This window comes from Devosia sp. (genome assembly GCF_048261455.1).
GTDB lineage: Bacteria > Pseudomonadota > Alphaproteobacteria > Rhizobiales > Devosiaceae > Devosia_A.
Window position 1 is genome coordinate 87999 of sequence record NZ_JBLXGA010000003.1, and the last position, 26090, is coordinate 114088.

Genomic DNA, 26090 nt, shown 5'->3' on the forward strand with positions numbered 1-26090 from the left:
GCGCTGGCGAATACCGGACATATGGACTGTTCGGACCTAATTAGCAAGGTACCGCCACGCAGGTGAGCCATGCGCCGAGGCTGGCGGGTGTTCAGATCCCGCCATACCAGTCATAGCCGCGGTCTTCCCAATAACCGCCCTGCCCCAGGCCGTATTGCGAAAATCCGTCCACCAGTTCGATCGTGTGGACGTATTTCGGCTGCTTGTAGCCCAGCGCCCGCTCGATGCGAACGCGAACCGGCGCACCATTGGAGACCGGCAGGGTCTCGTCGTTGAGGCCGTAGGCGGCGATGGTCTGCGGATGGAAGGCGTCGATCAGGTCACAGCTCTCGTAATAGGGCTGCGCTCCGGAAAGGCCGCCTCCCAGCTTGTCATAGCAATGATAGACGACGAACTTTGCAGCGGGCTTCACGCGGGCCTCATCGAGCAGCCGCGACAACGGCACCCCAGTCCATTTGGCGATACAGCTCCAGCCTTCGACGCAGTCGTGCCGCGTGATCTGGGTCCGCGCCGGCATGTTGCGCAGCTCGGCGAGCGAGTAGCTCTGCTCCTGCTCAACGAGACCGGTGATCTTTAGCCGGTAGTTGGTAAAACCGGTCGCCTCCAACTGCTGATATTCCTCGACATTGCGTCGTGGATCGGTCGATCCGTTGGGACGCTGCCCCTGACGGATCTCGCTTTCCGCAAATTCCCGCGCCAGCGCCTGATCGCCGACCAGCGCACGCTGTGCCGCGTAGGTCAGTTCATTGGCGCGCTCGAGAAAATTGCGGACCGGATCATCCCGGCGGGCCAGAAAATCGAACTGGTCGCAGCCGGCAAGTACCAGCGACGAGGCGGATGCCGCACCAAGGCCCAGCAGCCGGCGACGGTTCATGATGAGTTTAGTCATGACGTGTTTCCTCCGTCTCGGCACCGGGACTGGTGCGATACCAGCCCGTGATCATCGAGCGCAGTTCATTGATCGGGCCGGCCAGCACCACCATCGCGATGTGCACGACGAAGAACAGCACCAACAAGACCATGACGATGAAATGGATGGTGCGCGCGGTCTGCCTGCCGCCGAAGATATCGAGTAGCCACGGCCAGGCGGCGTTCATCCCCGGCGACATCGTCAGACCGGTCAGAATGATCAGCGGGAACAGCACAAAGAAGACGCCGAAATAGCTCAGCCGCTGCAGTGGTGAATAGGTACGGCCATGGTGAAAGCGAAAGCGCGCGTGATCCCATATGTCTTTCGGCAACTGCCTGAGGTCCCGTGGCTTCAGGATGACATCGCGCCACAAGTGCCCGTTGGCGAGGCTGGCGATCAGCCAGACCGCGAGCGCGCCCACAAAAATCCAGCCGAAAAAGAAATGCACGACGCGCCCTGTCGCCAGATCGCGTGTAGATGGAATGGTCGCCCATCCCGGAAAGCCGATAAAACTCGGCTGCGCCTCAGGGCCGCTCATTCCCAGCACGCCGGTTGTATCGAACTTGTTGCCGAAGATCGTGGTGAACCCGCGCGGACCATCTGGCGTGTTCTCAGCCCCGATGCGCAGAATCTCATTGTCGAATTCGAACCCGGATTGCTGCCCGATATAGAGCGCCGGATGGGCATTCCATATCTGCAGCCCGGACAGCAGCAGAAAGAACAGGCAGATCACCCAGGTCCAGTGGGTCAGCCGCGTGAAGATCGACTGCCGGTAGACCAGCGCGCCCTTCTGGCGTCTGCCGGTTGCCGGCGTCTCGGACGCCTCCGTCATCTGGGCCATCGATCTAACCTCCCTCGTCCGTGCCGTTGAGAGCAGCAACGATGCTTCGGACCTCAACTGCCACCCTATCACGCAATAGTCATCCTCAAGCGCGACCCGTGTAACAGAGTTCGGGCCAGTCGGCCGATCGGTTTCATCGCTTACGAAGTCGTGATGCGACGCGGCACGAGACAAATTTGCCGGTCCATGTAACTATCTGCCGTTCTCGCACGAATTGAGTGGCAATGAGCATGACGGCGGACATGGAGTCGCGGCTGCAGCCGATGATGATTGCCGCACTTGCAGGCGACGCGGTTGCTTACCGGCGACTGCTGGATGAACTGCGCCGCCATTTGACCCGTTACTACGCCAGACGGCTCAGCAGCGAATTGTCGACCCAGGCCGAAGACCTCGTGCAGGAAACATTGATGGCTATCCACACACGGCGCATGACTTACGATACGACCCAGCGCTTCACCGTGTGGGTGCATGCCATCGCGCGCTACAAGCTCATCGACCTGCTGCGCCGCCGCCGCGTACGTCAGGATGTACCTCTTGAGGACGATGCCGCCCTGTTCGCGCGCGACGAAGCTTTCGACGCCACCGCAAAAATGGACGTTGATACGGTGCTCTCAAGCATCGCAGACAAGCCGGCCGACCTGATACGTCACGTCAAACTGGAAGGCGCGTCCATCGCGGAGGCGGCCAAACGCAGCGGCATGAGCGAGTCGGCAGTAAAGGTATCAATTCATCGAGGCCTTAAGTCCCTCACAGCGCGCTTTGCGTCCGGAGCCCGAGATGAGTGACGCGCTGCTCGATAGTCTGACCGCGGATCTTCGTCCTGTGCGCCAGGGCGCGATGACGCGCCGCATCGTGACATGGCTCGTTCCAGCCATGGCACTCAGCGCGATCATCATGGTGCTTTGGCTGGATTGGCGCTGGGACTTTCCATACGCCCTCACCGACCCGATCTTCTGGCTGAAATTCGGCTACACGTCGATCTTCACGATCCTCGCCCTGTGGGCCACGCAGCGTCTCGGCCGTCCGGGCGGCAGCATGAGAAAACCGCTGATTGGTATCGGCGTGCTGATCGGCGCCTTGGCTCTGACCGCAATTGTGCAGCTCGCGATGGCCGAGCCGGACCGCGTGCGCCCGCTGGTTATGGGATATACGGCGATCGTATGCCCGCTTTATATCCTCAGCCTGTCGGTGCCCATCCTCGGCGCCACCATGCTGTTAATGCGCCGCCTGGCCCCGACAAACCTGCCGCAGGCCGGCCTAGCCGCGGGGCTGCTCGCCGGCGCGGCTTCTGCTTGGGTTTACGCCTTCCATTGCGGCGAGACCGGCCTCGCCTTCACGACGATCTTTTACACCGCAGGCATCAGCGCCGTGGCCCTCGTAGGCTGGCTCACCGGACCGTTTCTTCTGCGCTGGCGCTAGCGGCACTTGTCGCTGCCCCGCGGCTCACACGCCTTCCGCACCGAATGGCCGGACCAAGCCCGGCCATTCGAGGGAAATATCAGGACAAGGAAGTGAGACGGTAGAGGCGGCGCTATGGCCTGCCCGCAGATCGCCGGGAACCCCGGCGATCCGTGTCCGAACAGGAGCCTATCAGTCTTCGTCGCGGGCGGCCCAGTTCAACCCGCGGCGCATGATGGTCGCCATTTCAGACACTTCGAACTCGCCCGAGCGGTGTCCCAGCGTCGAGTGGAACACCTTGCCCTTGCCGTACATGCGCTTCCACACGACAGGCATCACCACGCCCTCGGTCCAGGGTGCGTACTGACCGGAAAAGGTCGTGGTTGCGAGAACCTCAACCGACGGGTCCATGTGCATGTAATACTGCTCGGACGTGTACGGGAACGAGGACGGGATGCCCTGCATGATCGGGTCTTCGGGCTTGGCCACATCGACCGTGTAGTCGATGATATTGCCCGGATGAGCGACCCACTGGCCACCGACCATGAACTGATACTCCACCGCGTCGCGGAAGGCGTCGCTCATGCCGCCATGATGACCGGCGAGACCAACGCCGCCTTCGACGGCCTTGACCAGATTCTCCAGCGGTTCCTTTTCGATCTTGCTCATCGTGTAGATGGGCACGATCAGGTTGAGATCGTGAATGTCGGAATCGGCCAGAACGTTCAGATCGGTCTCTACACGGACGGAAAACCCGTCCTCGTGCAGCCAGCGGCGATAGATGGCGGCGCACTCCTCCGGATCATGTCCGTTCCAACCACCCCAAATAATCAAAGCACTGCGCATAAGCCTCTCCTTGAAAAGCGGGCGGAGAGTACCCTATCGAGCCTGAGGTGCCAGAAAAAACTTGGCCCTTTAACAGAGGAGCTGAAACGCCCGCTCAGCGGGCATTCGGGCGCAATGTGGCAACGAAATGCAGCCGCCCGTCGAAAATAAATGTGAAGGGCACAGGGTAGATTCCGAGCTTTTCGACCCGTGCTTCTTGCTTGAGTCCGGCGTGATCGAATGCGGCCTGCCAACGCGTTTCGCTCAGATAGTTATAGGGCAGCACCACATCGTGGCCGCGATTTCCGACCCAATCCATGAACCGTAGTGTGGCGTGCGAAACAGGCCCGCGCATCAGGTGATCCTTGATGACGACGGAGACACGTGCCACGCGCGCCGCCTCGGCCAGCACTGCGGCTGGGTCATCGGTGTGATGCAGCACATCGACGATCGTGACGTGATCAAAGCTGTCGTCGGCAAACGGCAGCTTATTGCCGTCATATAGCGTCACCGGGATCTGGGTGACGGGGCGCAGCATCACATCTACCCCTTCAACCGCAAGGTCCGGCCGTTGCCGCATCAGGCTGGCGGCGATGGAGCCATCGCCACTACCGAGATCCAGCACCCGCCCACCGGAAGGGATTGCCGCGGCAAGATGGGATGACAAGACCTCGACCCGACGCTGGAAGACCGCGGCGTCATGGACAGAATTCAAAAGTTGCTTGCCGCCTGCCCCGCCCCGAGGCGCACTCGAGAACGCCCAGAACTGCAGCAGCACGAAGCTGGCACCGGCCGCGAGGCCCGCAACGATCAGCGCCCCCAGCGGCGGCGCGATCCCCAGAATGGAATAAAAGACGAAAGACAGTACGGCGACGAGCACCAGCGAAACCGCCTGCACCGCCGCATAGCGCGGAAAGGCGACCTGGTGGCGCGCATCCGACCGAAACGACAGCCGGCGCTGCGCCAGATAGGTCGGCACGATGAACAGTGCATAGCACACGGCGCCCAACAGCCAGTCCGGCACCCCGGTCTTGAGACCGATGACCGCGCTGGTCAGAATGACATAGAGCAATGTCGCGGTGCCGCCGACCGCGAGGAAGGCGAGCAATCGCCGGCGCAGGGAGCGGGCGGTCGAGGATGAGGCCACGGGGTCTTGGGTCTCCAGCGTCAGGCTCACGTCGCAATCCTTGCTCCCGGGGACCGGGCTGAAACAGGGCAAAGGGGGACCGCCAGCAAGACAGTCAGCGCATCATCGAGTCTGCATGGTTGAAAATGGGTGAAAGTGAGCGACTTTACGCGCCCGCCAACCCTTTCGCTTCGCAACGAAACTGCTAACATCCGCATTCAACTGGCATTGCGGCCAACCGGTAGTGGAGGGATTCCGCGTCGTTACATCGGCGTCGCAATACAGTGCCACAACGCTCCGGACCAACCGGTTCATGCGAAAGGACAGGGAAATGAAACGACTCTTGCTAGGCGCCTCGGCGCTCGCTCTGACTGCTGGCTTCTCGGGAGCCGCCCAAGCCGAATTCACCCTCAACATCCTGCACTTCAACGATTTCCATTCCCGCTTTCAGCCGATCACCGGCTCCGGTTCGGACTGTAGCGCCGAGGACGACGCAGCGGGCGAGTGCTTCGGCGGCATCGCCCGGCTGAAGACCGGCATCGACACGGCGCGCGCCGATGCGGGCGACGACGCCAACATCGTGCTGCTCTCGGCCGGCGATGAGTTCCAGGGCTCGCTGTTCTACACCCAGTACAAGTCCGAGATCATTGCCGACTTCCTCAACGACCTCGACATCGATGTGGCGGCCACCGGCAACCACGAGTTCGACGACGGCCCTGAGGAGTTCGCCAAATATATCGATGCCGCAGAGCATCCGATCATCGGCGGCAATTTCGATGTCAGCGCCGAGCCGCTGCTCGCGGGCAAGATCAACGGCGTCATCGTCCTCAATGTTGGTGGTGAGAAGATCGGCATCATCGGCGCCCTGGCCGAAGACACCGTCGACACCTCCTCCCCCGGCGATAATGTGAAATTCCAGTCCGCCATCGACTATATCCAGGGCGCCTCCGACGCGCTGGCCGAGGGCGGCGTCAACAAGGTCATCCTGCTCAGCCATGTCGGGTACGCCAAGGACCAGGAAATCGCCGCGGCCACCACCGGCATCGACCTGATCGTCGGCGGCCACAGCCACACGCTGCTGTCCAACACCGACGAGGACGCGGAAGGCGCCTATCCGACCATGGTCGCCAACAGCGCCGGAACCGAAGTTCCGATCGTCCAGGCTGGTGCCTATGCCAAATATCTCGGTGACCTGACCGTCACCTGGGATGATGATGGCAACGTGATTTCCGCCGAAGGCGACCCGATGCTGCTCGACGCCTCGGTGACGCCGGACGAAGACTTCACCACCCGGCTCGCCGAAATGGCCGGCCCCCTCGAGGAACTTCGTGCAGAAGTCATCGGCACCGCGACCGCGATGATCGAAGGCGACCGCAACGTCTGCCGCGTGCAGGAATGCGAGATGGGCAATCTCGTCGCCGATGCACAGCTCGACCGCGTTGCAGACCAGGGCGTGACGATTTCGATCGCCAACTCGGGTGGTCTGCGCGCCTCGATCGACGAGGGTGAGATCACGATGGGCGAAGTGCTCACCGTGCTGCCCTTCTCCAACACGCTTGCCACTTTCGAACTGTCGGGTGACGACATCGTAGCTTCGCTCGAGAACGGCTTGAGCCAGATCGAGGACATCGCCGGTCGCTTCCCGCAGGTTGCGGGCCTCAAGTACACCTTCGACAAGACCCAGCCGGCGGGTTCGCGTCTGGTCGGCGACGTGATGGTCAATGAGGGCGGCGAATGGGTCGCCATCGATCCGGACAAGACCTATGGCGTCGTGACCAACAACTATGTCCGCAACGGCGGTGACGGCTACACGCTGTTCGAGACCGACGCGGTCAACCCCTACGACTTTGGCCCGCCGCTTGAGCGCGTCGTTGCCGACTATATTGCCGAACTCGGTGGTGAGTACACGCCTTACACCGATGGCCGCATCACCGATGCCTCTCCTGAGGCGGCGATGGACGAAGAGATGGCCGCAGAGGAAGACGCCGCGATGGCCGCAGAGGACGTAGCAACCGAGGGCGTTTCGCCTGAGGATAGCGCGACCGAAGCGCCCGTCGAAGGCGATGCGATGGCGACCGAGGAAGACGCCGCCATGGCTGCCGAGGACATGGCGACAGAAGGCGTTTCGCCGGACGACACCGCGACCGAAGCGCCTGCCATGGACGCACCCGCAATGGATGCGCCTGCCATGGAAGCGCCCGCGATGGACGCCCCGGCCGAGGCACCTGCCTCCAACTGATCGCTTCGACCTGAAACGCGAAGGGCGCCCGATCGGGCGCCCTTTTTTTGTGAGCAAGCGAAGTCATGTTCGCCAGTCGTAGGTGTCAGCAAGCTCCGCGACTTGGATGCGAACTCGGGCTGCCGTCCCGCTGAGCTTTTCGGTTTCAGATCGGCGTTCCGGACAGCAGATCGCGACCCCGCCCCGCCCTTTCTGGGCTCAGCCGCGCGACTTTGCCAGCTGCCGCCAGGCCAAGAGCACGATGATCGCACCGACAAGCGCGCCGAAGAATCCGGCTGACTCGCCAGGACCGTACAGATTGATGGCCTGCCCCAGGAAAGTCGCCAGGACCGCGCCGACGATACCCAGCACCGTGGTCAGAATGAAGCCACGGGGCTTCTTGTCGCCGGGTGTGATGAATTTGGCGATGATGCCAACGATGAAACCAATGATGATGGCGCCGAGGATTTGCATGTGAGCCTCCAGTTGTGACCGTCAAGATGGTCACAGCGCCCCAATGTTGCAATCCTCGGGACTAAATTGCGGGCAGCTCATGCCGCTCGCGATCTGTGACCCAGGCGAGATCGAGAATGCGCTGAAGGTTCGCAGCGTGGCGAAACGAGGGTTCATTCATGACGCCACTATGCACAGCGTCGGTAAATCGCTGATAGTTGGTCACCACCGGCTCGACCGGCACCTCTTCCCACACGCCGGTTTCGATATTGGCCCCGACACACAGCCTCAGCTCGGAGCCGTTGTAGCGGTGGTCAAGTTCCAGGCCGCCTTTGTCGCCGAAGATGCGCAAACGCAACGCGTTGAAATAACCGGTCGCCCAGCGGCTCGCATGGATCACGCCCAGCGCACCATTGTCGAAGTCGACCGACATGGTGAAACTGTCATTGGCATCGAGATCATACTCGCCAATCCGATTGTCCGGCGCCTTGTCGAAGGTCTGCAAGCGGGCAAAGACATTGTTGATCTCAAGCCCCGCCCCGTAGGACGCGAAGTCGAGGATGTGGATGCCGATATCGCCGAGCACACCGTTGGATCCGTGCTTGCTGCTGAGCCGCCACAGCCACTGGCTTTCGGTCCGCCAGTCGCCCCAGGCCTTCGACACCAGCCAGCTTTGCAGATAGCTCGCCTCGACATGCTTCACCGCGCCGATCATGCCGGACTGGACGATCTCGCGGGCCTTCTGCAGCTGCGGGACGTTCCGGTATGTCAGGTTGACCATGTTGATCATCCCGGACTGCTCGGCCACATCAACCATCTGGAACGCCTTGTAGGCATCGGTCGACAGCGGCTTTTCGCAAAAGACGTGCTTGCCGGCCTGCAGCGCGGTAATGGAGGTCGGGTGATGCACGCCATCCGGCGTCACATTGGCGACCGCATCAAACTCGCCCCAGTGCAGGGCCGCCGCCAGCGAATTGAACCCCATGGGAATGCCATGCTCGGCGTTGAAGCGATCGAGCCGACCGGGATCGACGTCGACGCCGCCAACCACGTCGACGCCTTCAATTTCGGAAAAGGCCTTGGCGTGGGTCGCGGCCATGCCGCCGGTACCGAGAATTACCAGACGCATATCTAAGTCCCTGCTGCGGAGAGTCCGGTGGGTGCCGGGGCAAGGCCCCGGCAACGTCACTCACTTCGGGTGGTTGGCCAGCTTGGCACCACGCTCTTCGATCTTTTCTAGCGCCTTTTCCACACCGCGGTTGGGCGCGCTCATCAGCAGCTCGTGGCGATCGGCATTGAACGCCCAGTGCACGGCGTTGCGCAGAACCTTGCCGACGGTCTTGTCGTGATAGGTCGGGTAGGTCTCGTGGCCGGGACGGAAGTAGAAGATATTGCCGGCGCCCCGGCGGTAGGTCAGGCCCGAACGGAAGATCTCGCCGCCCTGGAACCAGGAAACGAAAACGGTCTCCAGCGGCTCGGGCACCGAGAAGGGCTCGCCATACATTTCCTCGAACTCGAGCTCGAAATACGGCGGCAGACCCTTGGCGATCGGATGGCCGGGATTGACCACCCAAAGCCGCTCGCGCTCGCCGGCCTCGCGCCAGTGCAAGTTTGCGGGCGTTCCCATCAGCTTTCTGAAGATTTTCGAGTGGTGCCCCGAGTGCAGCACGATAAGTCCCATGCCCTGCCAGACCCGCTCGGCAATGCGATCGACGATGGCGTCGTCGACATCGTTGTGAGCGGCATGGCCCCACCACAGCAGAACATCGGTCTGGTCGAGCTTTTCCACCGTCATGCCATGCTCGGGATCCTGCAGCGTCACGGTCGACGCGCTGATACCGCTGTCCTCGTTCAGCAGCGCGGCAATCTGGCCGTGCATGCCTTCGGGATAGTTCTGGGCAACGAATTCGTTTTCTTTTTCGTGGACGTTCTCGCCCCAGACAGTGGCTCTGATCGGCATCAAAAAACTCCTTGATCGCACAAAGGGCCGGCAGAGCCGGCCCTGGTTCGAAGTGTCATCACTTGCAGCATGCGTGCACGTTCATCAAGCCCCAGCCTGTCCGATCAACGACTGCAAGGCAACGCGCAAATGGATGGATGGCCGGATCAGCCCCGGCCGATCGGCTGCCCGGACTTGTCGAAACGGTAGATCATTCCCGGCTGCGGCACGACCGAGATGGCTTCATCGGGCTTGTAGCTCTGCATGCCGCTCTGGCGGACCACCAGCGGCTCTTCCTTGCCCGTATCGACATAGATGTAGCTGTCGGAACCGAGGTTCTCGGTATGGATCACCTTGCCTGAGATCGCCTTGTCGCCGGTGCCCACGCCGATGTGCTCGGCACGCAGCCCGACGGTTTCGGCGCCAAACTTCGCGGCATATTCGCCATCGAGGATATTCATCTTCGGCGAACCGATGAAGCCTGCGACAAATAGTGAATTGGGTGACTCGTAGAGTTCGCCCGGTGTGCCGACCTGCTCGATCATGCCGTCGCGCAGCACGCAGATACGGTCGGCCAGTGTCATCGCCTCGACCTGATCATGCGTCACATAGATCATCGTCGAGCGCTCCATCGACTGGTGGAGCTTGGCGATCTGCAGACGCGTCGCGACGCGCAGCGCCGCATCGAGGTTACTCAACGGTTCGTCGAACAGGAACACCTTGGGATCGCGCACGATGGCGCGTCCGATGGCAACGCGCTGGCGCTGCCCGCCGGAAAGCTGACCCGGAAGGCGCTTGAGGTAGGGGGTCAGCTGCAGCTGCTCGCCAGCAGCCTCGACCTTGGTCTGGATTTCGGACTTGCTCAGTCCCTGCAGCTTGAGCGCATAGGCCATGTTGTCGAACACGCTCATGTGCGGATAGAGCGCGTAGGACTGAAACACCATGGCGATGCCGCGCTTCGAAGGCGCGCGGTCGTTGACCACCTCGCCATCGATCTCCAGCGTTCCGTCAGTGATGGTTTCCAGCCCCGCAATGGTGCGCAGCAGTGTGGACTTGCCACAACCGGACGGACCGACAAAAACCATGAACTCGCCCGAGCGGATATCGAGGTTGATGTGCTTGAGCACACGCACTTGGCCGTAGTCCTTGAAGACTTCAGTGAGCTTGAGGTGTGACACGATCCACTCTCTGCCTTTTGCCGCATCGTCTCCCGCGATGCGAATGTTGTTCGGACCGCCGTGATCCGGCGGTTTTGATGCCTACTTCACCGACCCGGCCAGCAGGCCGCGGACGAAATAGCGCTGTAGTGCAAAGAACACGATCAGCGGCACGACGATGGTGATGAAGGCACCTGCCGTGAGGATTTCCCAGTTGTTGCCGCGCGAGCCGAGCAGACTGACCAGCTTGCCGGTCAGCACCAGTTTGCTGTCCTGCGCGCCAAGGAACACCATGGCCACCAGCAGATCATTCCACACCCACAGGAACTGGAAGATCGAGAACGAGGCGAGCGCCGGAAAGCTCAGCGGCAGCACCATGGTGGTAAAGATCTTGAAGTGCGACGCACCATCCATGCGCGCCGATTCCATGATTTCCTTGGGCAGGCCGGCCATGTAATTGCGCAGCAGGTAGATGGCGAGCGGCAGGCCGAATGCCGTATGCGCCAGCCAGATGCCCAGATAGGTCTTGCCGTCGGCCGCGCCGAAGGCGTTGGCGATCTGGTTGTAAAGCGTCAACAGCGGGATCAGAGACATCTGCAGCGGCACGACGAGCAACCCCACCACCAGGGCGACCAGCACCCCGCGGAACGGAAACCGCATCCAGGCCAGTGCATAGGCCGCAAAGGCCGCGATCAGGATCGGGATCACCGTTGCCGGAATGGTGACGGTGAATGAGTTGATGAAACTGCGCCCCACCCCATTTGAGGTCAGCACCTCGATATAATTGTCGATGGTGAAGCGTGGCGGAATTTTCGCCAGATAGAAAACGCGAGGTCCGCGCGTATGGGTGAACTCTGTCGGAGAAACCCAGCGGAAATCGCCGTTCCCCGACACTGTAATGACACCGCCGTCGCGCATCTCCATGCTGTCGCCGGCGGGCGTCGCTGCAGGCTCGCCATTGGAGAGGCCAAAGGCGCTCAGCGTCTTGTTGGTGTCACCCTCGAAAAGATTGCCCGAGATCACATACTCGCCACCCTCCAGCTCCTGGTCGGATGCGGTGCCGATGCGGCTGACGCCGAGCGTTTCCGAAGTGGTCAGCGCCGTCCACCAACCCGACACGGCCAGTTGGTCCTTGTCGCGCAACGAGGAGATCAGCAACCCGGCCGTAGGCAGCGTCCAGATCAGAACGAGGAACAGCAGCGCCACATGGGTGATGATCTTGCCCATGTCGAGCCGGGACATGAAGCCGGAGCGCCGCGTGGTCTGGGTCGTGGCGGCGGTGTCGACACTGGTGCTCATCAGCGCGTCCCCTGCTCTGCGTTGGCCCGGCGGATGTTCCACACCATGATGGGCAGCACGGCGATCATGATGACCACGGCGACGGCCGAGCCGCGTCCGTAGTCGAAGTTCACGAACATCCACTTGAACATGAAGTTCGCCAGCACCTCGGTGTCCCACTGTCCGTTCGTCATGGCGAAGATGATATCGAAGACCTTCAGCACGACGATGGTGATGGTGGTCCACACAACGACGACGGTGCCCCAGATCTGCGGGATCATGATGTCGAAAAAGATCCGCACGCCACTGGCGCCGTCGAGACGCGCCGCTTCAAGGGTTTCCTCGGGAATGCCGCGCAGTGCAGCGGAGAGGATCACCATGGCGAAACCTGTCTGAATCCAGATCAGGATGACCATCAGGAACAGCGAATTCCAGAATGGAATGGTGATCCATGCCTGCGGCGGAAGGCCGAACCCGGTGACGATGGCATTGAGGATGCCAATCTGGTTTTCACCTGCCGCGCGATAGTCATAGACGAATTTCCAGATGACAGAGGCGCCGACAAACGAAATCGCCATCGGCATGAAGACCAGAGACTTGGCGATATTGCCCCACCACAACCGGTCGGCCAGCACCGCGATCACCAGGCCAAAAGCCGTGGAAGCCGACGGCACGATGATCAGCCACATAACATTGTTGAAGACCGCGCGCTGGAAGCTGGGATCGCTGACCGCCCACAGATAATTGGCGAAACCCACGAAGTTCCGCCCATTGTTGTCGAACAGGCTCAGCCGGAATGTCTCGACAACGGGGTAGATGAGATAGACGGCCAGAAACAGCAGGGCGGGAAACAGAAAGATCCACGGGCGAATAGCGCTGCGCAACTGGTCAATGCCGGTCGCTGCCTCGGAAGCAGCGGTATCGGAATTGAGAACTCTGTCCAGTAGCCAGTTGGAGCCCCAGAAGTAGGCGAAGCACGCCGCAAGCGCGATGACGACGGCGATGCCGGCTCCGGCAATCTGCTGCACGATCTCGCTCATGGTTATCGCCTATCCCCCTTGCGGCAATCTTTGCGATCACCGTCTGACGGGCCCTGCCGGCCTCGTTATTCTAGTTGAGACTAGGTGGGACCGGCACAAAGGCGCCAGTCCCGAAGTTGAATTGTGAACGCTTTACTGGATGGCGTCCCAGCTGGTCTGGATCTGGTCAGCCACTTCCTGAGCGGACTCGCCGCCCACAAAGTCGACCATGCCCGTCCAGAAGCTGCCCGCGCCGACTGCCGCCGGCATCAGATCGGAACCATCGAAGCGGAAGGTCGTGGCGTTGAGCAGAATCTCGCCTTCGCCCTTCAGCGTGTCGTTCGCATAGGTGTCGGTGCTGGCGGCCTTCATGGTCGACAGGAAGCCCGACTGCGACATCCAGATCTCGTTCGAGATCGGGTTCATCAGGAAGTCGATGAAGGCACGGGCCGTGTCACTGTCATTGGTGATCGTCGCCAGCGTGCCGGCGCCGAGCACCGGATTGCCCAGATCCTTTTCCGAGGATGACGGGAAGTAGAAGAAGTCCGCATCGACGCCCAGTTCGGTCCCTTCAGGGAAGAAGGACGGGATGAACGAAGCCTGATGGTGCATGAAGCACTGCGGCGGCACCGAGAAGAGACCCAGAGGGCTCTCGCGGAAATCGGTGGTGCCGACAGCAGCGGTACCACCCGCAACCTTGTCATCGTCCTTGGCGAACCAGCCGAACTCCTCGATCGCGGCCACGACCTTGGGGTCATTGAACTTCAGCTCGTTCGAGACCCACGCATCGTAGTCTTCAGCCGGATACATGCGCAGCATGATGTCTTCGACCCAGTCCGTCGCCGGCCAGCCCGTCGCACCGCCGGAACCAAGCCCGATGCACCACGGCGTATTGCCATCAGCGACCATCTGCTCGGTTAGCGCCTTGAGGTCTTCGTAGGTCTCCGGGACATCATAGCCAGCGTCGGCGAAGTTGTCGGGCGAGTACCAGACCAGAGACTTCAGGTCGGACTTGTAGGGAATGGCGTAGAACGTTTCGTTCCCGTCCTCATCGGCATAGGTGCCGAGGCTGACAAAGGACGAACCGGCTGCATGCTCGGACTCGACCCGCGCCTGCATGTCCTCACCCAGCGGCACCAGGTAGCCCTTGGACGCCATGTCGGCGAGCAGGCCCGGCTGCGGCAGGATGGTGACATTGGCGGAGGACCCTGCAGCAGCGTCGATCTGCGCCTGCTGCTCGTAGTTCTCGGACGAACCATATTCGACGTCGATACCGGTGGCGTCCTCGAAATAAGCGAGCACGGACTCGAACATCTCCTGGTCGCCGCCCTCACGCCACGGGCCCCAGATGGTCAGCTTCTGACCTTCGAGACCGGAGTGGTTGGCAGCGAATTCCTCGAGAGCATCCCAGCTATAGGGGCCCTCGCCCTTGGGATACATGAGCTCCTGTGCATTAGCGGAAATCGCCGTGAGCGCAGCACCCGCGAACAATGCGCCGGCGAGATACTTCAGCTTCATAAAATTACCCTCCCTGGGGACTGTGTGAACGGGAGGTGTGCACGAGATCGTCGCGGAAGCGATGACCCGTCCATATCCTCCCTGTCAAAAAACGCCGTTTGCAGGAATTGAGGCCCTGCAACTCTTCCAAAGCGCTTTGGCCAAGTTGTAGCGGCGGGACGTGAAAACTGTCAAGGGCCGTACCTTTGCCGAAAACAGCAAACTCGGCACAACCCATCAAATTTGCTGTGTTTTTTCATTCTCATACCAGTAATTCCACCAGACGACGACCAACACCGTCTGCGCGGTCTGAGGTACGCACAGCAGAAAATTCCGGCTCTTGCCTTACCTGTTCAAATCGCTTTGAATAGCCTTCTCAGAGGAGGACGGCTCGCGGTGCGTCCGGATCGAAGGAGGTCGAATGGCCCCGCCGAATCCGGAACCAACGCGCCTGCCGACAAGCAAAGTATGAAACTGAAAGACCTGGCTTCAGAGCTCGGGCTATCACCGACAACGGTAAGCCGTGCGCTGAACGGTTTCCCGGAGGTCAGCGAGATCACCCGTCGCAGGGTGAGCGAGGCAGCGCTGCGCCTGGGGTATCGCGCCAATTCCAATGCCCGGCGTCTGGCGACGGGGCAGTCCGGTGCGATTGGTATCGTTCTGCCGCTCGGCCCCGCGCAGAACTTTGGCCCCCATACCTCCGAATTCCTTTCGGGCCTGGGCGAGCGCCTGGCACAGTTCGAGCTCGATATCGTCGTCGCGCCGCTCGATGACGACGACGAGATGCCTGTCTATACCCGGCTCGCCGCCAGCAAACGCGTCGATGGTGTCGTCCTGCTCTCACCATCTGTGAAAGATCCGCGCATCGCGGGGCTCAATGCGCTGCGGCTGCCGTTCGTGCTGCATGGACGCACCGAAACCGATCTGCCACATGCCTGGCTCGACATCGACAACATCGGGGCTTTCCATCGCGCCACAAGCCATCTGATAGATCTCGGGCACCGCCATATCGCCCTGGTCAATGGTCCGCCCCACCAGACCTTCGCGGCCCATCGCGAGCGCGGCTATCGCGAGGCCATGCTCGAGCGCGGGCTAGTGTCGAACCCTGCGCTGATCGGGGGCGGCCGGCTGACCGACGAAAGCGGCTTCCGCCTCGCCCAGCGCTTCCTCGACCAGACGCCCCGCCCCACCGCTTTTCTCGCCAGTTCGATGATGACGGCGCTCGGCGTATTCCGGGCGATCCGCTCAGCCGGGCTCGAACTGGGCCGCGACATCTCGATGATCGCCCATGACGACGTCTTTCCCTATCTCAATGCCGACAACATGGTGCCGACCATGTCGACAACCCGCTCGTCGATCCGGGCGGCGGGTGCCCGCAGCGCCGATCTGCTGCTGCAGATGATCGCAGGCAAACCTCCCGAGGAAATTGGGGAACTGTGGCCGGTGGAACTGGTGCTGCGCGAGTCGACCGCCGCAATGCGGCACACGGCCTAGCCGCGATAGAGCCGCAGATGATTGTCGAAGCCGAGATCGAACCGGTGCTCGGCGACATCAGCGCCGGCGAAGCCATCTAGCGCCCCCTGCCCGCTCGACACCAGCAGACCCGCATGACCCGGGGCGACACCGCAGCCATTCTCGAGCACCAGTCGATCGACGACGGTCGCGCGGTCCGGGTCGATGGCGAGGATCGTATTGCCCTCAGGCGATGAGATGCCGATCAGCTTGCCGTCCTGCGAGGCCGCGACCGATCCAACATAATTGCGCAGGTCGCCGAGATCCCCTGGCGGCAGCTCGATGAGCCGGATTTCACCCTCTCTGGTCGCATAGCCGACAAGCTGTGGCTGGTCGACCGGGGCGCCCTTGTACTGACAGCCGAACCAGGCCCGGCCGCTGGCATCGAGCGCCATATGACGGATCGACAGTTGCGCCAGTCCCGCTTCCAGCCGCAACTGCCCGATGAGACTACCGTCCCGGCGCGAAATGAAGGCAATGGACGGATCCATGCTGTCGATATTGAGTTCGGCCCGCCCGTAGTCCGGATGCGTTTCGATCCCGCCATTGGCGACGACGAACGCCTCGCCGTCCCGTGTCAGCAGCATTTCGTGCGGGCCGATGCCGAATGTGTCGAATTCACCCAGCCGCGCGAAATCTGCGCTCACGTCGTAAATGCCGATGACGCCGCGGGCGTTGTCGAAATCGTTCTCGGTCGCATAGAGCAGGCGGCCATCCGGCGAAAACACACCGTGACCGAAGAAATGGCGGCCCGCGATGCTGCTGAGCACCTTCGGTTCGGCGCCGCCCCTGGGGTCGAAGACGACCGCAAAGGTGCCCGGCTGACGGGCGAAGGCAACGGCCAGACCGCTCGTCGGCGAAAAGCTGATGTCGTGACCGCGGTCGGGCAGGTCGACCGTCGAGATCAACGCACCTGCATCACTGACCAGTGCAGCGGCAAACCCGCCGGAGGGTTTCTGGACGGCCGAAGCGAGGACCAGTTCAGCACGCTCAAGCGCCTCGGCCCGCCGCGGCAGCAGAGCGGCCGCGAAGGCAGCGCCGGCGGCCTTGATGAAGGTGCGCCGCTGCCACATGCTCAGTCTCCGTCGAGCGAGGAAAATCCGACCGACAGCCCGCGCGCCGCAGCAAGGTTCTCGCCCAGCAGCGTGTCGAGCGATTGCGTGACGATCACCAGATAGTCGAGCGCCTGCTTCTGCTCGGGATCGTCGAGCGCTTCAGCCACCGGATCCGTGACAAGCGCACCAGCGCGCACCGCATTTTCGAGTTCGAATGTGATGCCATTGCTGACCCATTCGTTTTCTTCATCGACCGCCCCGATACCCGAGCGGGTGAAAAGGTCATCGAGCCCCTCGAAATTGGCGAGGGCCGAGGGGACGGACATGTTCGAGCGCCAGAACAGCGCCGACCTAGGCCTCGAACGCTCGCCCTCGCGCCCGAGAAATGGCAGTAGCCGCTGGTCACGGATGATCTCGGAGCCGTGGGCGAGCAGCCCCGTGACGTCCTCCATCACCTCACGTTGATTGCGGTATTCCGGATCACCCTCGGTCGGTTGCAGCAAACGCTTCGCGATGCCATCCGGTGCCTGCCAGGCCGCATCGAGTTCACCGGCCACCTGATGCAGGGCACCAGCGATCGCCAGACCGAAACGGCAGCGATAATCCGCGCCGTCATCGAGCGCCTCGCTGCCTGTGCCGAACAGCACGAATTCCAGCGCCCCGAGCCCTTGCAACGCGACACTTTTCTGCGTCAGGGACTCGACGCTGGTCGCGGTTTCATCCTGCTCCGCCAGCGCCGCCTGCACCTGACGCAGCGCAACGCCCTTGCGGTCGGGCCAGAAGAGAATCCGCTCGCTGCGATTGTCTTCGAGCAGCGGCCCCAGCCGGTAGAGTTCGGCCCGCGACCACGACAGCACTGTCTCGCGAAACTGCGCCCGCGCCGCCGTGGCACGCTGCACCGACGGCGCCTCGCACAGGAATTCCATGTCGCTCTCGAGCGCCCCGGTCGCGGCATTGAAGTCAGCGAAAGCCGGGCGGAACACATCGTCGATGGCAGCACGCACAATGTCACTATCGCTTTGCGCCATGGCCGGAACCGCGAGAAAGGGCAGGACCAGTAGCGAAAGCACGATACGCATCACAGCGACTCCAGGAAGGCCAGCAGATCATCGCGCGTCGACTGCGGCAGATTTGCGAAACTGTCGCGCGCCGCCTGCGCCTCGCCTCCATGCCACAGGATGGCTTCGGTGAGGTTACGGGCCCGGCCATCATGCAGGAACAGCGTGTGCCCGGAAACGGTTTCGGTCAGCCCGATCCCCCACAGCGGCGGCGTACGCCATTCGTAGCCATCGGCGCTGCCCTCGGGACGATGATCCGCCAGGCCCTCGCCCATGTCGTGCAGCAGCAGATCGGAATAGGGCCAGATCAGCTGGAACTGATGCGCCTTGGTGGGCGCGTCGCGCGAGGTAACGAACTTCGGCGTGTGGCAGGAAATGCAGCCGGCTTCGTAAAAGGCCTGCTTGCCGCGCAGAACCTGCGGGTCGTCGACGTCGCGCCGCTGCGGCACACCGAGATTCTGCGAATAGAAGGTGACGAGATCGAGCACCGGATCGGGGGCCTCCGAAATGCCGAGCCGTTCCTGCTCGCCGGTCGGCGCTTCGAGGCATGCCGCCTCATTGGCGGTGCAATCGCCATGCGGCAGGTTCACCAGAGGGGTCGAAATGCCGATGTCACCGGCAAAGGCATTGGCCGATTGTACCCGGATCGACGGCGCGCCGGCCTTCCAGCCGAACCGCCCCAGCATGACGGCGCCGCTGACAGGATCGAGAACCGTGTTCGGCTTGCCCGAAATGCCGTCACCGTCGACGTCGTCCGGGTCGGCCTGTGCCAGAATATCCTCGGCCGGGATCTGTTCGAGCAGGCCAAGGCCGATCATCTGCGGCGTGACCCGTGGCGACAGCATGACACCATCGGCCATCGGGCCATAGGCGAGATCGGCCACAGAATAGCTGGGCGCGCGCAGCGTCACGACCGTGTCGTCGCCCAAGGTCACCGGGACATCCGCATAGTCGATAACCATGCGCCCTTCGGCCGGGACACCGGGAACCGCCTTGTCCTGCAACTGCGTGCCATATGTCGGATCGCCGATCACCGATGCGGCGCCTTCGGCAAGCAGCGCCCGATCGTCGTCGGTCACCGGCGGCGCGGAAATCCTCAGGAACATGGAGGTCGCATCGTCGGCGGCCGTCAGCGGCGGATGCCCACGACCGTCCTTGAGGTGGCAATTCTGGCAGCCCCGCGCATTGAACAGCGGGCCCAGCCCATCCGACGCCTCGGTCGAAGCGGGCGACGACACCCACAGCTTGCGGAACAGCGCATTGCCGAGCTTAAAATCCCTCTCCTGCTCGAAGCTGAGATTGGCCGACGAAAAAGAAAAGGCATCCTGGTTGATGCGCTTTTTCACCGTGGCCGCGCCAGCCGGCAGCTGCTCGAAATTTTCGGGATGCGCGAACTCTGTCGTCGGAGCAGTGACGCGGGCCACCCGATCCAGATCTTCGGGCGTCAGGTCGGGCCGCGACTTCTGATCACCGGCAATCGCCATGCCGCCTATAAGAGTCATGACCAGGAACGCAGTGAAGTGCATGTGCATGTCAGGCACTAGGCGCCCCCGGTCACGGTTGGAAGAAAAGGACGACGGAACGGATTCGCACAACCCGCACCGTCCACTATTTTGGGGGAAACCCTTATTGGAAAACAGCTTCCGGGTCTGTGAGGCTGTCACTCTGCTCGATGCTCACACTTTTGCCGAGATCGAGAAGGGCGACGGCGCGTTCGACGCCGCGCGTCTGCGCGATCAACCCGTCGATTGCGGCCTGCACCACCGCATTGCCCTCGTCATTGCCTTCGCCGATCATCTGGTCATAGGCCTCAACAGTTTCGGCCCGGTCGGCCATCACCTGCATCTTGCTGACGGTGTCGGCGAGCAGCGCCTTGATCTCGGTGTCGAGTTCCGGATCGCGCGCCGCAATCAGATCGGAGATCGAGGGACCTTCGACGACGGAGCCGTCGACGCGCACATACCGCCCCAGATAGACATTCTCAACCCCGATCGCGTCGTTCAGATGCGACACATGCGTGTTGTCGGAAAAGCAGTCATGCTCCTCTTCCGGATCATGCAGCAGCAGGCCCAGCTTCATCCGCTCGCCAGCCAGTTCGCCGAAGGACAGCGAGCCCATGCCGGTGAGAATGGTCGGCAGACCACTCTCTTCGAGCGCCACGCGAGCTTCGCCGCCAGCCTGCCAATAGCCGACCATCTCCTCGAGGTCCGAGACCAACAGGTCGGTCGCGGCGTCGAGATACTGCGCGCGCCGGTCCGCGTGGTCGGCACTCGAATAGTCGGTGAAAGGACGCTCGCCGGCGCCGGCATCGGTACCGTGCAGGTCCTGCCCCCAGAGCAGGAACTCGATGGCGTGATAGCCGGTCGCCACATTGGCTTCGATCCCGCCCGCTTCCTGCAGCGTCTCGGCAAGGAACTCCGGCGTGATCTCCGTGGCGTCGACTTCGGCACCATCGATCATGATCGACGGATTGGCGATGACATTGGCGGTGTAGAGGCCGTTTTCGTCGCTCTCGGTGCCATAGCCGGCATCGACATAGTCGATCAGCCCCTCATCGAGCGGCCAGGCATTCACCTTGCCTTCCCACTCGTCGACGATGGCATTGCCGAAGCGGAAGGCTTCGGTCTGCTGGTACGACGGACGCGCGGCTTTCCACGCGGCGCGGGCGGCATCCAGGGTCTCTTCGCTGGGGTCGGCGATCAGCGCATCGGTGGCGGCATCAAGCGCACGGGCCGTGCTCAGCGCGTCTTCATAGCCCGCCAGCGCGATGTCGGCGTAATTGCCGAGGATCGCTTCGGCAGCGGGCTCTGCGGCCTGCGCAAACCCCGCACCTGTGGCCACCATCGCGGCGGTCAGGCCGATCGTGCTGATCGTCATTCTCATCGTTATCTCTCCCGGTAAAATCTCGGTCTTGAGGGGCGACTAACAAAGTGGATTACGACGATCAACTATTTTCGACCTTCTCTGGAATGGCTCTAAAAGATAGTTGCGCTCGGCGGTGTTGACCGGACGGCGAAGGCGCTTGCCTTTAAGGATGACACGGGCATTCCGAGCGAATTTCCTGCGCCATACGCGCGCCGGCAGGTGACGGGCAGCGCGGCGCACACTAATGTCCGGCCCATGAGCACAATCGATACCCAAGATCCCTTCGTCACCACCGAATGGCTTGCCACGAAGCTCGGCGACCCATCTATCGCAATCGTCGATGCCAGTTGGTATCTGCCGAACGCCGGGCGTGACCCGCGCGCCGAATTTGCCGAAGCGCATGTCCCGGGCGCCGTGTTCTTCGATCTCGACGCCATTGCCGATACGACGAGTGGCCTGCCGCATATGCTGCCGACGCCAGAGGCGTTCGCGGCTGCCGTCGGCGCGATGGGAATTTCGGAAACACAGCGCATCGTCGTTTATGACGGTGCGGGGCTCTTTTCTGCACCGCGGGTGCGCTGGACCTTCCGCACCATGGGCGCCAAGGACGTCTGGCTGCTGGCAGGCGGCCTGCCAAAATGGCGGAGCGAGAACCGGCCCGTGGAAAGCGGAGCGGCAACCCCTGCGCCGGCGACGTTCACCGCCAGCTTCGATCCCGAGGCCGTCGTCGACATCGCGACCATGCGCACGCTAGTCGAGACCGGCGACCGCCAGATCGTCGATGCACGGCCAGCGGCCCGCTTTCATGCCCAGGCGCCGGAACCGCGCGCCGGCATGCGCTCGGGCCATATGCCCGGCGCGAAGAGTGCGCCCGCCGACACGCTGATCGCAGAAGGTAAGCTGAAGGATCGCGAAACTCTGCGGGACCAGTTCACCGCCGCCGGGATCGACCTCGACAAGCCGATTGTCACGAGTTGCGGCTCCGGCGTCACCGCGGCGACGCTGCTGACCGCTCTGAAGCGGGCCGGCGCCCGGGATGTGACGCTTTATGATGGCTCCTGGTCGGAATGGGGCAGTCTGCCCGATACGCCCATCGTCGCCGACTGATCGAGACTGAAAGCCAAAAATGAACAGCAGAGCCAACACCAAGACCGCCCTCGAACGCCGCGTGCGCCGCCTCGGACGCCCGTTCCGCGTCAGCCTGCTGGTAGCGCAGAAATTGACACCGAGAATCCAGGAACACGGCGGCTACATGCTGCGAGACGACGACACCAAGCAGATCGTCTTCGGTAATGACGGCTACGAGTTTTCCGCCGATCTCGACGAGGTCGAGGCCTTTTTGACGGAGTCGCGTGACGCGGCGCGCCGCAACCGCAAATAAGCATGGCTGCCCAGCGGTATAGTCCTATCGCAGGGTAACAACTGTGCTAGGCTGGATCGGGTAAGTCCCTTGCCAGTCAGTGAGCGCCCGACCGCATGTCGATCAAAGCTGCCGTCTACCATCTCACCCACTACAAGTATGATCGCCCGGTGTACCTGCAGCCCCAGATCATTCGCTTGCAGCCGGCGCCGCACTCCAAGACGAAAGTGCTCAGCCATTCGCTGCGGGTCAGCCCGGCGAACCATTTCGTCAATGTGCAGCAAGACCCTTACGGCAATTACCTCAGCCGCCACGTCTTCCCCGAGCCGGTGACCGAACTCAAGATCGAAGTCGATCTCGTCGCCGACATGACGGTCTACAACCCGTTCGATTTCTTCGTTGAAGAGAGCGCCGAGACCTGGCCTTTTGAATATCCCGAAACCCTGCGCGACGATCTGTCGATCTACATGACGGCAGAGCCCGCCGGCCCGCTGCTGACCGAGTTCCTCAACGGCATCGACCGCACGCCGACGAACACCGTGACCTTCGTCACCGGTCTCAATGCCCGCATCCAGCAGCACATCGGCTATATCGTGCGCCTGGAAACCGGCGTGTTCGAGCCGGAAGAAACTCTGCGCCGGGCCCAGGGCTCGTGTCGGGATTCCAGCTGGCTGCTGGTCCAAGTGCTGCGCCATCTCGGCTTTGCCGCGCGCTTTGTCTCCGGCTATCTCATCCAGCTCAAGCCCGATCTGCAGGCCCTCGACGGCCCGTCGGGCACCCAGCACGATTTCACCGATCTGCACGCCTGGTGCGAGGTGTACCTGCCGGGCGCCGGCTGGGTCGGCCTCGACCCGACCTCGGGCCTGTTGGCCGGTGAGAGCCACGTGCCGCTGGCCGCCACGCCGCATTATCGTAATGCCGCGCCGATTTCCGGCTTTGCCAGCTTCGCCAATGTCGAATTCAATTTCGACATGACGGTCAGCCGCGTGGCCGAGCATCCGCGGATCACCAAGCCCTTCTCCGACGAGAGCTGGGAACGGCTGAACACCCTCGGCCGCCAGGTCGACGACGAGCTCAAGGCCAATGACGTGCGGCTCACTATGGGTGGCGAGCCGACCTTCGTTTCGATCGATGACTTCGAAGCCGGCGAGTGGAATGCCGATGCGGTCGGCCCCACCAAGCGCGGGCTGGCCGACAAGCTGATCCGCCGGCTGCGCGAACGCTTCGCCCCCGGCGGTCTGCTGCATTACGGCCAGGGCAAGTGGTACCCCGGCGAAACGCTGCCGCGCTGGACCTTCTCGCTCTACTGGCGCCGCGACAACCAGCCGGTGTGGCGCGATGAAGAGCTGGTCGCCAGAGAAGGCGAAACGACCGACGCCAAGCCCGGCGATGACCAGCGCCTGCTGACCGAGATCGCCACAAATCTCGGGCTCGGCACCGAGACTATCGATCCCGCCTATGAGGACCCGGGCGACTGGCTCGTCAAGGAAGCCCGGCTGCCCGAGAACGTCGACCCCAACAATCCCGAACTCGCCGACCCCGAGGCGCGGGCGCGCATGGCGCGGGTGTTCAACCATGGGCTGAACAACCCGACCGGCTATGTGCTGCCGGTGCAGCGCTGGAACGCCCAACCAACAAAAAACAGCTGGATCACCGAGAAGTGGCGTACCCGTCGCGGCAAGCTGTTCCTCGCTGCAGGCGATTCCCCGGTGGGCTACCGCTTGCCCCTCAGCGCTCTCAAACACGTCGAACCCACGGCCTACCCGCATGTCGTTCCGCGCGATCCGCTGGTCGCCGTCGGCGACCTTCCGGCGGTCGACGAACTGCTGAAAAGCCCGGTCGAAGTACGTGTCGGCCACCATGCCCAGCCCTCGACCTTTACCGCCGATCCGACGATCGGGCAGGACATCCAGGAGCAGGTGCTCGACGAAATCGATTCCACCGTGCGCACTGCGATCACCGTGGAACTGCGCGAGGGGCGGCTCTGCGTCTTCCTGCCGCCGGTTTCGACGGTGGAGGACTATCTCGAGCTGATCGCCGCGGCGGAAAAGGCCGCTGAAAAGATCGATCTGCCGATCCATGTCGAGGGCTATGCCCCGCCCTATGATCCGCGGCTCAACGTCATCCGCGTGGCGCCCGATCCCGGCGTCATCGAGGTCAACATTCATCCCGCGGCCAATTGGGAAGAATGCGTGGCGACGACAACCGCCGTTTACGAGGAGGCCCGACAGGTCCGCCTCGGCGCCGACAAGTTCATGATCGACGGCAAGCACACCGGCACCGGCGGCGGCAACCACGTCGTCGTTGGCGGCTCGACGCCCGGCGACAGCCCCTTTCTGCGCCGGCCGGATCTGCTGAAGAGCCTTGTGCTGCACTGGCAGCATCACCCGGCGATGAGCTATCTGTTCTCGGGCCTGTTCATAGGCCCGACCTCGCAGGCCCCACGCTTCGACGAAGCCCGGCACGACAGCCTTTACGAGCTGGAAATTGCCCTGAAACAGGTCCCGCTGCCCGGCGAAGGTGAGGCCCCCGTTCCGTGGCTCGTGGACCGGCTGTTCCGCAATCTGCTGGTCGACGTGACCGGCAATACCCACCGCTCCGAAATCTGCATCGACAAGCTCTATTCGCCCGATGGGCCGACCGGCCGGCTGGGTCTGGTCGAGTTCCGCGGCTTCGAGATGCCTCCCAATGCGCGCATGAACCTTGCCCAGCAATTGCTGGTGCGCGCGCTGATCGCCCGATATTGGAAAGAGCCGATCGACGGCAAGTTCGTCCGCTGGGGCACCAGCCTGCACGACCGCTTCATGCTGCCGCATTTCGTCTGGACCGACTTCCTCGACGTGCTGAGTGACCTCAAGGCCAATGGCTTCGATCTCGAACCGGAATGGTTCGAGGCGCAGCACGAATTCCGCTTCCCCTTCTGCGGCGAAGTGGAAGTGGATGGCATGAAGCTGACGCTCAACCAGGCGCTGGAGCCCTGGCACGTGATGGGCGAAATGGGCGCCATAGGCGGCACGGTGCGTTTTGTGGATTCGTCGGTCGAACGACTTCAGGTCAAGCTCGAAGGCACCAACCCCGACCGCTACCAGGTGACCTGCAACGGCCGCGCTGTGCCGCTGACAGGCACCGGCGTGTCCGGCGTCTCGGTGGCCGGGGTGCGCTACAAGGCATGGCAGCCGGCCTCCGGCATGCACCCTGCCCTGCCGGCTGATGCCCCGCTGCGGTTCGACATCTACGACACCTGGTCGGGTCGGGCGATCGGCGGCTGCACCTATCACACCGCGCATCCGGGTGGCCGCAACTACGAGACCTTCCCTGTCAACGGCAACGAGGCCGAAGCCCGGCGCCTGGCGCGCTTCGTGCCGCACGGCCACACCCCCGGCCCCTACACGCCGCCGATCGAAACCCGTTCGGCGGAATTCCCGATGACCCTCGATCTGCGCATGCCGGCCTAGAACGCGCTGACAAGGTTGGTGTGATTGTTAAAGCTGATGCCGACGCGCATTAGTCGGTAGGCAATCGACGGCGGATTTTGACCAAACAGTCGAATATCGCTTGCGATTCCTGGCGCCTGAGATA

At 62.5% G+C, this 26090-nt stretch carries 22 protein-coding genes; 7 read left to right on the forward strand and 15 right to left on the reverse strand.

Annotated elements, in window-relative coordinates; translation table 11 throughout:
* Positions 1 to 91: 91 nt before the first annotated feature.
* Both ACN0TK_RS04370 and ACN0TK_RS04375 read right to left on the reverse strand, forming a co-directional pair.
* Positions 92 to 889 (reverse strand): molybdopterin-dependent oxidoreductase, encoded by a 798-nt coding sequence (locus ACN0TK_RS04370; RefSeq protein ID WP_417308233.1) that lies wholly within the window; start codon positions 887 to 889, stop codon positions 92 to 94.
* Complete coding sequence (locus ACN0TK_RS04375) at positions 882 to 1751, reverse strand: cytochrome b/b6 domain-containing protein (protein ID WP_417308234.1); 870 nt, start codon at positions 1749 to 1751, stop codon at positions 882 to 884. The genes ACN0TK_RS04370 and ACN0TK_RS04375 overlap by 8 nt, the downstream gene beginning before the upstream one ends.
* 224 nt (positions 1752 to 1975) lie before the next feature.
* On the opposite strand from ACN0TK_RS04375, the gene ACN0TK_RS04380 reads away from it, so the two are divergent.
* Together ACN0TK_RS04380 and ACN0TK_RS04385 are read left to right on the forward strand one after the other, a co-directional pair.
* The gene (locus tag ACN0TK_RS04380) at positions 1976 to 2536 is read left to right on the forward strand and encodes a sigma-70 family RNA polymerase sigma factor (protein WP_417308235.1); all 561 of its coding nucleotides are present in this window, start codon (positions 1976 to 1978) and stop codon (positions 2534 to 2536) included.
* Positions 2529 to 3170, forward strand: a complete 642-nt coding sequence (locus ACN0TK_RS04385; RefSeq protein ID WP_417308236.1) for an NrsF family protein — start codon at positions 2529 to 2531, stop codon at positions 3168 to 3170. Before ACN0TK_RS04380 ends, ACN0TK_RS04385 begins: the two co-directional genes overlap by 8 nt.
* A gap of 171 nt (positions 3171 to 3341) precedes the next feature.
* On the opposite strand, the gene ACN0TK_RS04390 is transcribed toward ACN0TK_RS04385, so the two are convergent.
* Positions 3342 to 3995 carry a ThuA domain-containing protein gene (locus ACN0TK_RS04390; RefSeq protein WP_417308237.1) on the reverse strand — a complete coding sequence of 218 codons (654 nt, stop codon included), beginning with the start codon at positions 3993 to 3995 and terminating at the stop codon, positions 3342 to 3344.
* Between the two features lie 94 nt (positions 3996 to 4089).
* Positions 4090 to 5151 carry a methyltransferase domain-containing protein gene (locus ACN0TK_RS04395; protein ID WP_417308238.1) on the reverse strand — a complete coding sequence of 354 codons (1062 nt, stop codon included), beginning with the start codon at positions 5149 to 5151 and terminating at the stop codon, positions 4090 to 4092.
* A gap of 280 nt (positions 5152 to 5431) precedes the next feature.
* Between ACN0TK_RS04395 and ACN0TK_RS04400 the strand changes: the two genes are divergently transcribed.
* Positions 5432 to 7339 carry a bifunctional metallophosphatase/5'-nucleotidase gene (locus ACN0TK_RS04400; RefSeq protein WP_417308239.1) on the forward strand — a complete coding sequence of 636 codons (1908 nt, stop codon included), beginning with the start codon at positions 5432 to 5434 and terminating at the stop codon, positions 7337 to 7339.
* Between the two features lie 198 nt (positions 7340 to 7537).
* On the opposite strand, the gene ACN0TK_RS04405 is transcribed toward ACN0TK_RS04400, so the two are convergent.
* The 7 genes from ACN0TK_RS04405 to ACN0TK_RS04435 all read right to left on the reverse strand — a co-directional run bounded on the left by ACN0TK_RS04405 (position 7538) and on the right by ACN0TK_RS04435 (position 14682).
* Positions 7538 to 7792 (reverse strand): GlsB/YeaQ/YmgE family stress response membrane protein, encoded by a 255-nt coding sequence (locus ACN0TK_RS04405; RefSeq protein WP_417308240.1) that lies wholly within the window; start codon positions 7790 to 7792, stop codon positions 7538 to 7540.
* 61 nt (positions 7793 to 7853) lie between these two features.
* Positions 7854 to 8900, reverse strand: coding sequence for a Gfo/Idh/MocA family protein (locus ACN0TK_RS04410; protein ID WP_417308241.1), 1047 nt, complete (start codon positions 8898 to 8900; stop codon positions 7854 to 7856).
* 60 nt (positions 8901 to 8960) lie between these two features.
* Entirely contained in the window at positions 8961 to 9731 is a 771-nt protein-coding gene (locus ACN0TK_RS04415) for a ThuA domain-containing protein (protein WP_417308242.1), read from the reverse strand.
* A gap of 146 nt (positions 9732 to 9877) precedes the next feature.
* Positions 9878 to 10888 carry an ABC transporter ATP-binding protein gene (locus ACN0TK_RS04420; protein WP_417308243.1) on the reverse strand — a complete coding sequence of 337 codons (1011 nt, stop codon included), beginning with the start codon at positions 10886 to 10888 and terminating at the stop codon, positions 9878 to 9880.
* 81 nt (positions 10889 to 10969) lie between these two features.
* Positions 10970 to 12109 carry a carbohydrate ABC transporter permease gene (locus ACN0TK_RS04425; RefSeq protein ID WP_417308442.1) on the reverse strand — a complete coding sequence of 380 codons (1140 nt, stop codon included), beginning with the start codon at positions 12107 to 12109 and terminating at the stop codon, positions 10970 to 10972.
* A gap of 56 nt (positions 12110 to 12165) precedes the next feature.
* The gene (locus ACN0TK_RS04430) at positions 12166 to 13185 is read right to left on the reverse strand and encodes a carbohydrate ABC transporter permease (RefSeq protein ID WP_417308244.1); all 1020 of its coding nucleotides are present in this window, start codon (positions 13183 to 13185) and stop codon (positions 12166 to 12168) included.
* Positions 13186 to 13317: 132 nt separating this feature from the next.
* Entirely contained in the window at positions 13318 to 14682 is a 1365-nt protein-coding gene (locus tag ACN0TK_RS04435) for an ABC transporter substrate-binding protein (RefSeq protein ID WP_417308245.1), read from the reverse strand.
* A gap of 447 nt (positions 14683 to 15129) precedes the next feature.
* On the opposite strand from ACN0TK_RS04435, the gene ACN0TK_RS04440 reads away from it, so the two are divergent.
* Positions 15130 to 16155, forward strand: a complete 1026-nt coding sequence (locus ACN0TK_RS04440) for a substrate-binding domain-containing protein (RefSeq protein ID WP_417308246.1) — start codon at positions 15130 to 15132, stop codon at positions 16153 to 16155.
* Here the strand turns inward: ACN0TK_RS04440 and ACN0TK_RS04445 are convergent.
* The 4 genes from ACN0TK_RS04445 to ACN0TK_RS04460 form a co-directional block, all read right to left on the reverse strand.
* Positions 16152 to 17246, reverse strand: a complete 1095-nt coding sequence (locus ACN0TK_RS04445) for a DUF1513 domain-containing protein (RefSeq protein WP_417308247.1) — start codon at positions 17244 to 17246, stop codon at positions 16152 to 16154. The two genes, ACN0TK_RS04440 and ACN0TK_RS04445, sit on opposite strands and share 4 nt — an antisense overlap.
* A 2-nt stretch (positions 17247 to 17248) precedes the next feature.
* Positions 17249 to 18307 carry an imelysin family protein gene (locus ACN0TK_RS04450; protein ID WP_417308248.1) on the reverse strand — a complete coding sequence of 353 codons (1059 nt, stop codon included), beginning with the start codon at positions 18305 to 18307 and terminating at the stop codon, positions 17249 to 17251.
* On the reverse strand, positions 18307 to 19812 hold the full coding sequence (locus tag ACN0TK_RS04455; protein ID WP_417308249.1) for a di-heme oxidoredictase family protein: 1506 nt from the start codon (positions 19810 to 19812) through the stop codon (positions 18307 to 18309). Before ACN0TK_RS04455 ends, ACN0TK_RS04450 begins: the two co-directional genes overlap by 1 nt.
* Positions 19813 to 19912: 100 nt before the next feature.
* Positions 19913 to 21169 (reverse strand): imelysin family protein, encoded by a 1257-nt coding sequence (locus ACN0TK_RS04460; protein ID WP_417308250.1) that lies wholly within the window; start codon positions 21167 to 21169, stop codon positions 19913 to 19915.
* 237 nt (positions 21170 to 21406) lie between these two features.
* Between ACN0TK_RS04460 and sseA the strand changes: the two genes are divergently transcribed.
* From sseA to ACN0TK_RS04475, 3 genes are all read left to right on the forward strand, one after another.
* A complete protein-coding gene (gene sseA, locus ACN0TK_RS04465; RefSeq protein ID WP_417308251.1) occupies positions 21407 to 22258 on the forward strand; it encodes a 3-mercaptopyruvate sulfurtransferase in 852 nt (283 codons plus the stop codon).
* 19 nt (positions 22259 to 22277) lie between these two features.
* A complete protein-coding gene (locus ACN0TK_RS04470) occupies positions 22278 to 22532 on the forward strand; it encodes a hypothetical protein (protein ID WP_417308252.1) in 255 nt (84 codons plus the stop codon).
* A 95-nt stretch (positions 22533 to 22627) separates the two neighbouring features.
* Positions 22628 to 25966 carry a DUF2126 domain-containing protein gene (locus ACN0TK_RS04475; protein WP_417308253.1) on the forward strand — a complete coding sequence of 1113 codons (3339 nt, stop codon included), beginning with the start codon at positions 22628 to 22630 and terminating at the stop codon, positions 25964 to 25966.
* Positions 25967 to 26090 lie beyond the last annotated feature (124 nt).

What these genes read in the sequence shown, in the direction of transcription:
- ACN0TK_RS04450 (WP_417308248.1), bottom strand. Translation starts at nt 18,307, where the DNA reads ATGCGTATCGTGCTTTCGCTACTGGTCCTGCCCTTTCTCGCGGTTCCG.
- ACN0TK_RS04415 (WP_417308242.1), bottom strand. Translation starts at nt 9,731, where the DNA reads ATGCCGATCAGAGCCACTGTCTGGGGCGAGAACGTCCACGAAAAAGAA.
- ACN0TK_RS04400 (WP_417308239.1), top strand. Translation starts at nt 5,432, where the DNA reads ATGAAACGACTCTTGCTAGGCGCCTCGGCGCTCGCTCTGACTGCTGGC.
- ACN0TK_RS04455 (WP_417308249.1), bottom strand. Translation starts at nt 19,812, where the DNA reads ATGCACTTCACTGCGTTCCTGGTCATGACTCTTATAGGCGGCATGGCG.
- ACN0TK_RS04370 (WP_417308233.1), bottom strand. Translation starts at nt 889, where the DNA reads ATGACTAAACTCATCATGAACCGTCGCCGGCTGCTGGGCCTTGGTGCG.
- ACN0TK_RS04425 (WP_417308442.1), bottom strand. Translation starts at nt 12,109, where the DNA reads ATGTCCCGGCTCGACATGGGCAAGATCATCACCCATGTGGCGCTGCTG.
- ACN0TK_RS04430 (WP_417308244.1), bottom strand. Translation starts at nt 13,185, where the DNA reads ATGAGCGAGATCGTGCAGCAGATTGCCGGAGCCGGCATCGCCGTCGTC.
- ACN0TK_RS04460 (WP_417308250.1), bottom strand. Translation starts at nt 21,169, where the DNA reads ATGAGAATGACGATCAGCACGATCGGCCTGACCGCCGCGATGGTGGCC.
- ACN0TK_RS04435 (WP_417308245.1), bottom strand. Translation starts at nt 14,682, where the DNA reads ATGAAGCTGAAGTATCTCGCCGGCGCATTGTTCGCGGGTGCTGCGCTC.
- ACN0TK_RS04380 (WP_417308235.1), top strand. Translation starts at nt 1,976, where the DNA reads ATGAGCATGACGGCGGACATGGAGTCGCGGCTGCAGCCGATGATGATT.
- ACN0TK_RS04405 (WP_417308240.1), bottom strand. Translation starts at nt 7,792, where the DNA reads ATGCAAATCCTCGGCGCCATCATCATTGGTTTCATCGTTGGCATCATC.
- ACN0TK_RS04445 (WP_417308247.1), bottom strand. Translation starts at nt 17,246, where the DNA reads ATGTGGCAGCGGCGCACCTTCATCAAGGCCGCCGGCGCTGCCTTCGCG.
- ACN0TK_RS04410 (WP_417308241.1), bottom strand. Translation starts at nt 8,900, where the DNA reads ATGCGTCTGGTAATTCTCGGTACCGGCGGCATGGCCGCGACCCACGCC.
- ACN0TK_RS04475 (WP_417308253.1), top strand. Translation starts at nt 22,628, where the DNA reads ATGTCGATCAAAGCTGCCGTCTACCATCTCACCCACTACAAGTATGAT.
- sseA (WP_417308251.1), top strand. Translation starts at nt 21,407, where the DNA reads ATGAGCACAATCGATACCCAAGATCCCTTCGTCACCACCGAATGGCTT.
- ACN0TK_RS04390 (WP_417308237.1), bottom strand. Translation starts at nt 3,995, where the DNA reads ATGCGCAGTGCTTTGATTATTTGGGGTGGTTGGAACGGACATGATCCG.
- ACN0TK_RS04470 (WP_417308252.1), top strand. Translation starts at nt 22,278, where the DNA reads ATGAACAGCAGAGCCAACACCAAGACCGCCCTCGAACGCCGCGTGCGC.
- ACN0TK_RS04385 (WP_417308236.1), top strand. Translation starts at nt 2,529, where the DNA reads ATGAGTGACGCGCTGCTCGATAGTCTGACCGCGGATCTTCGTCCTGTG.
- ACN0TK_RS04375 (WP_417308234.1), bottom strand. Translation starts at nt 1,751, where the DNA reads ATGGCCCAGATGACGGAGGCGTCCGAGACGCCGGCAACCGGCAGACGC.
- ACN0TK_RS04440 (WP_417308246.1), top strand. Translation starts at nt 15,130, where the DNA reads ATGAAACTGAAAGACCTGGCTTCAGAGCTCGGGCTATCACCGACAACG.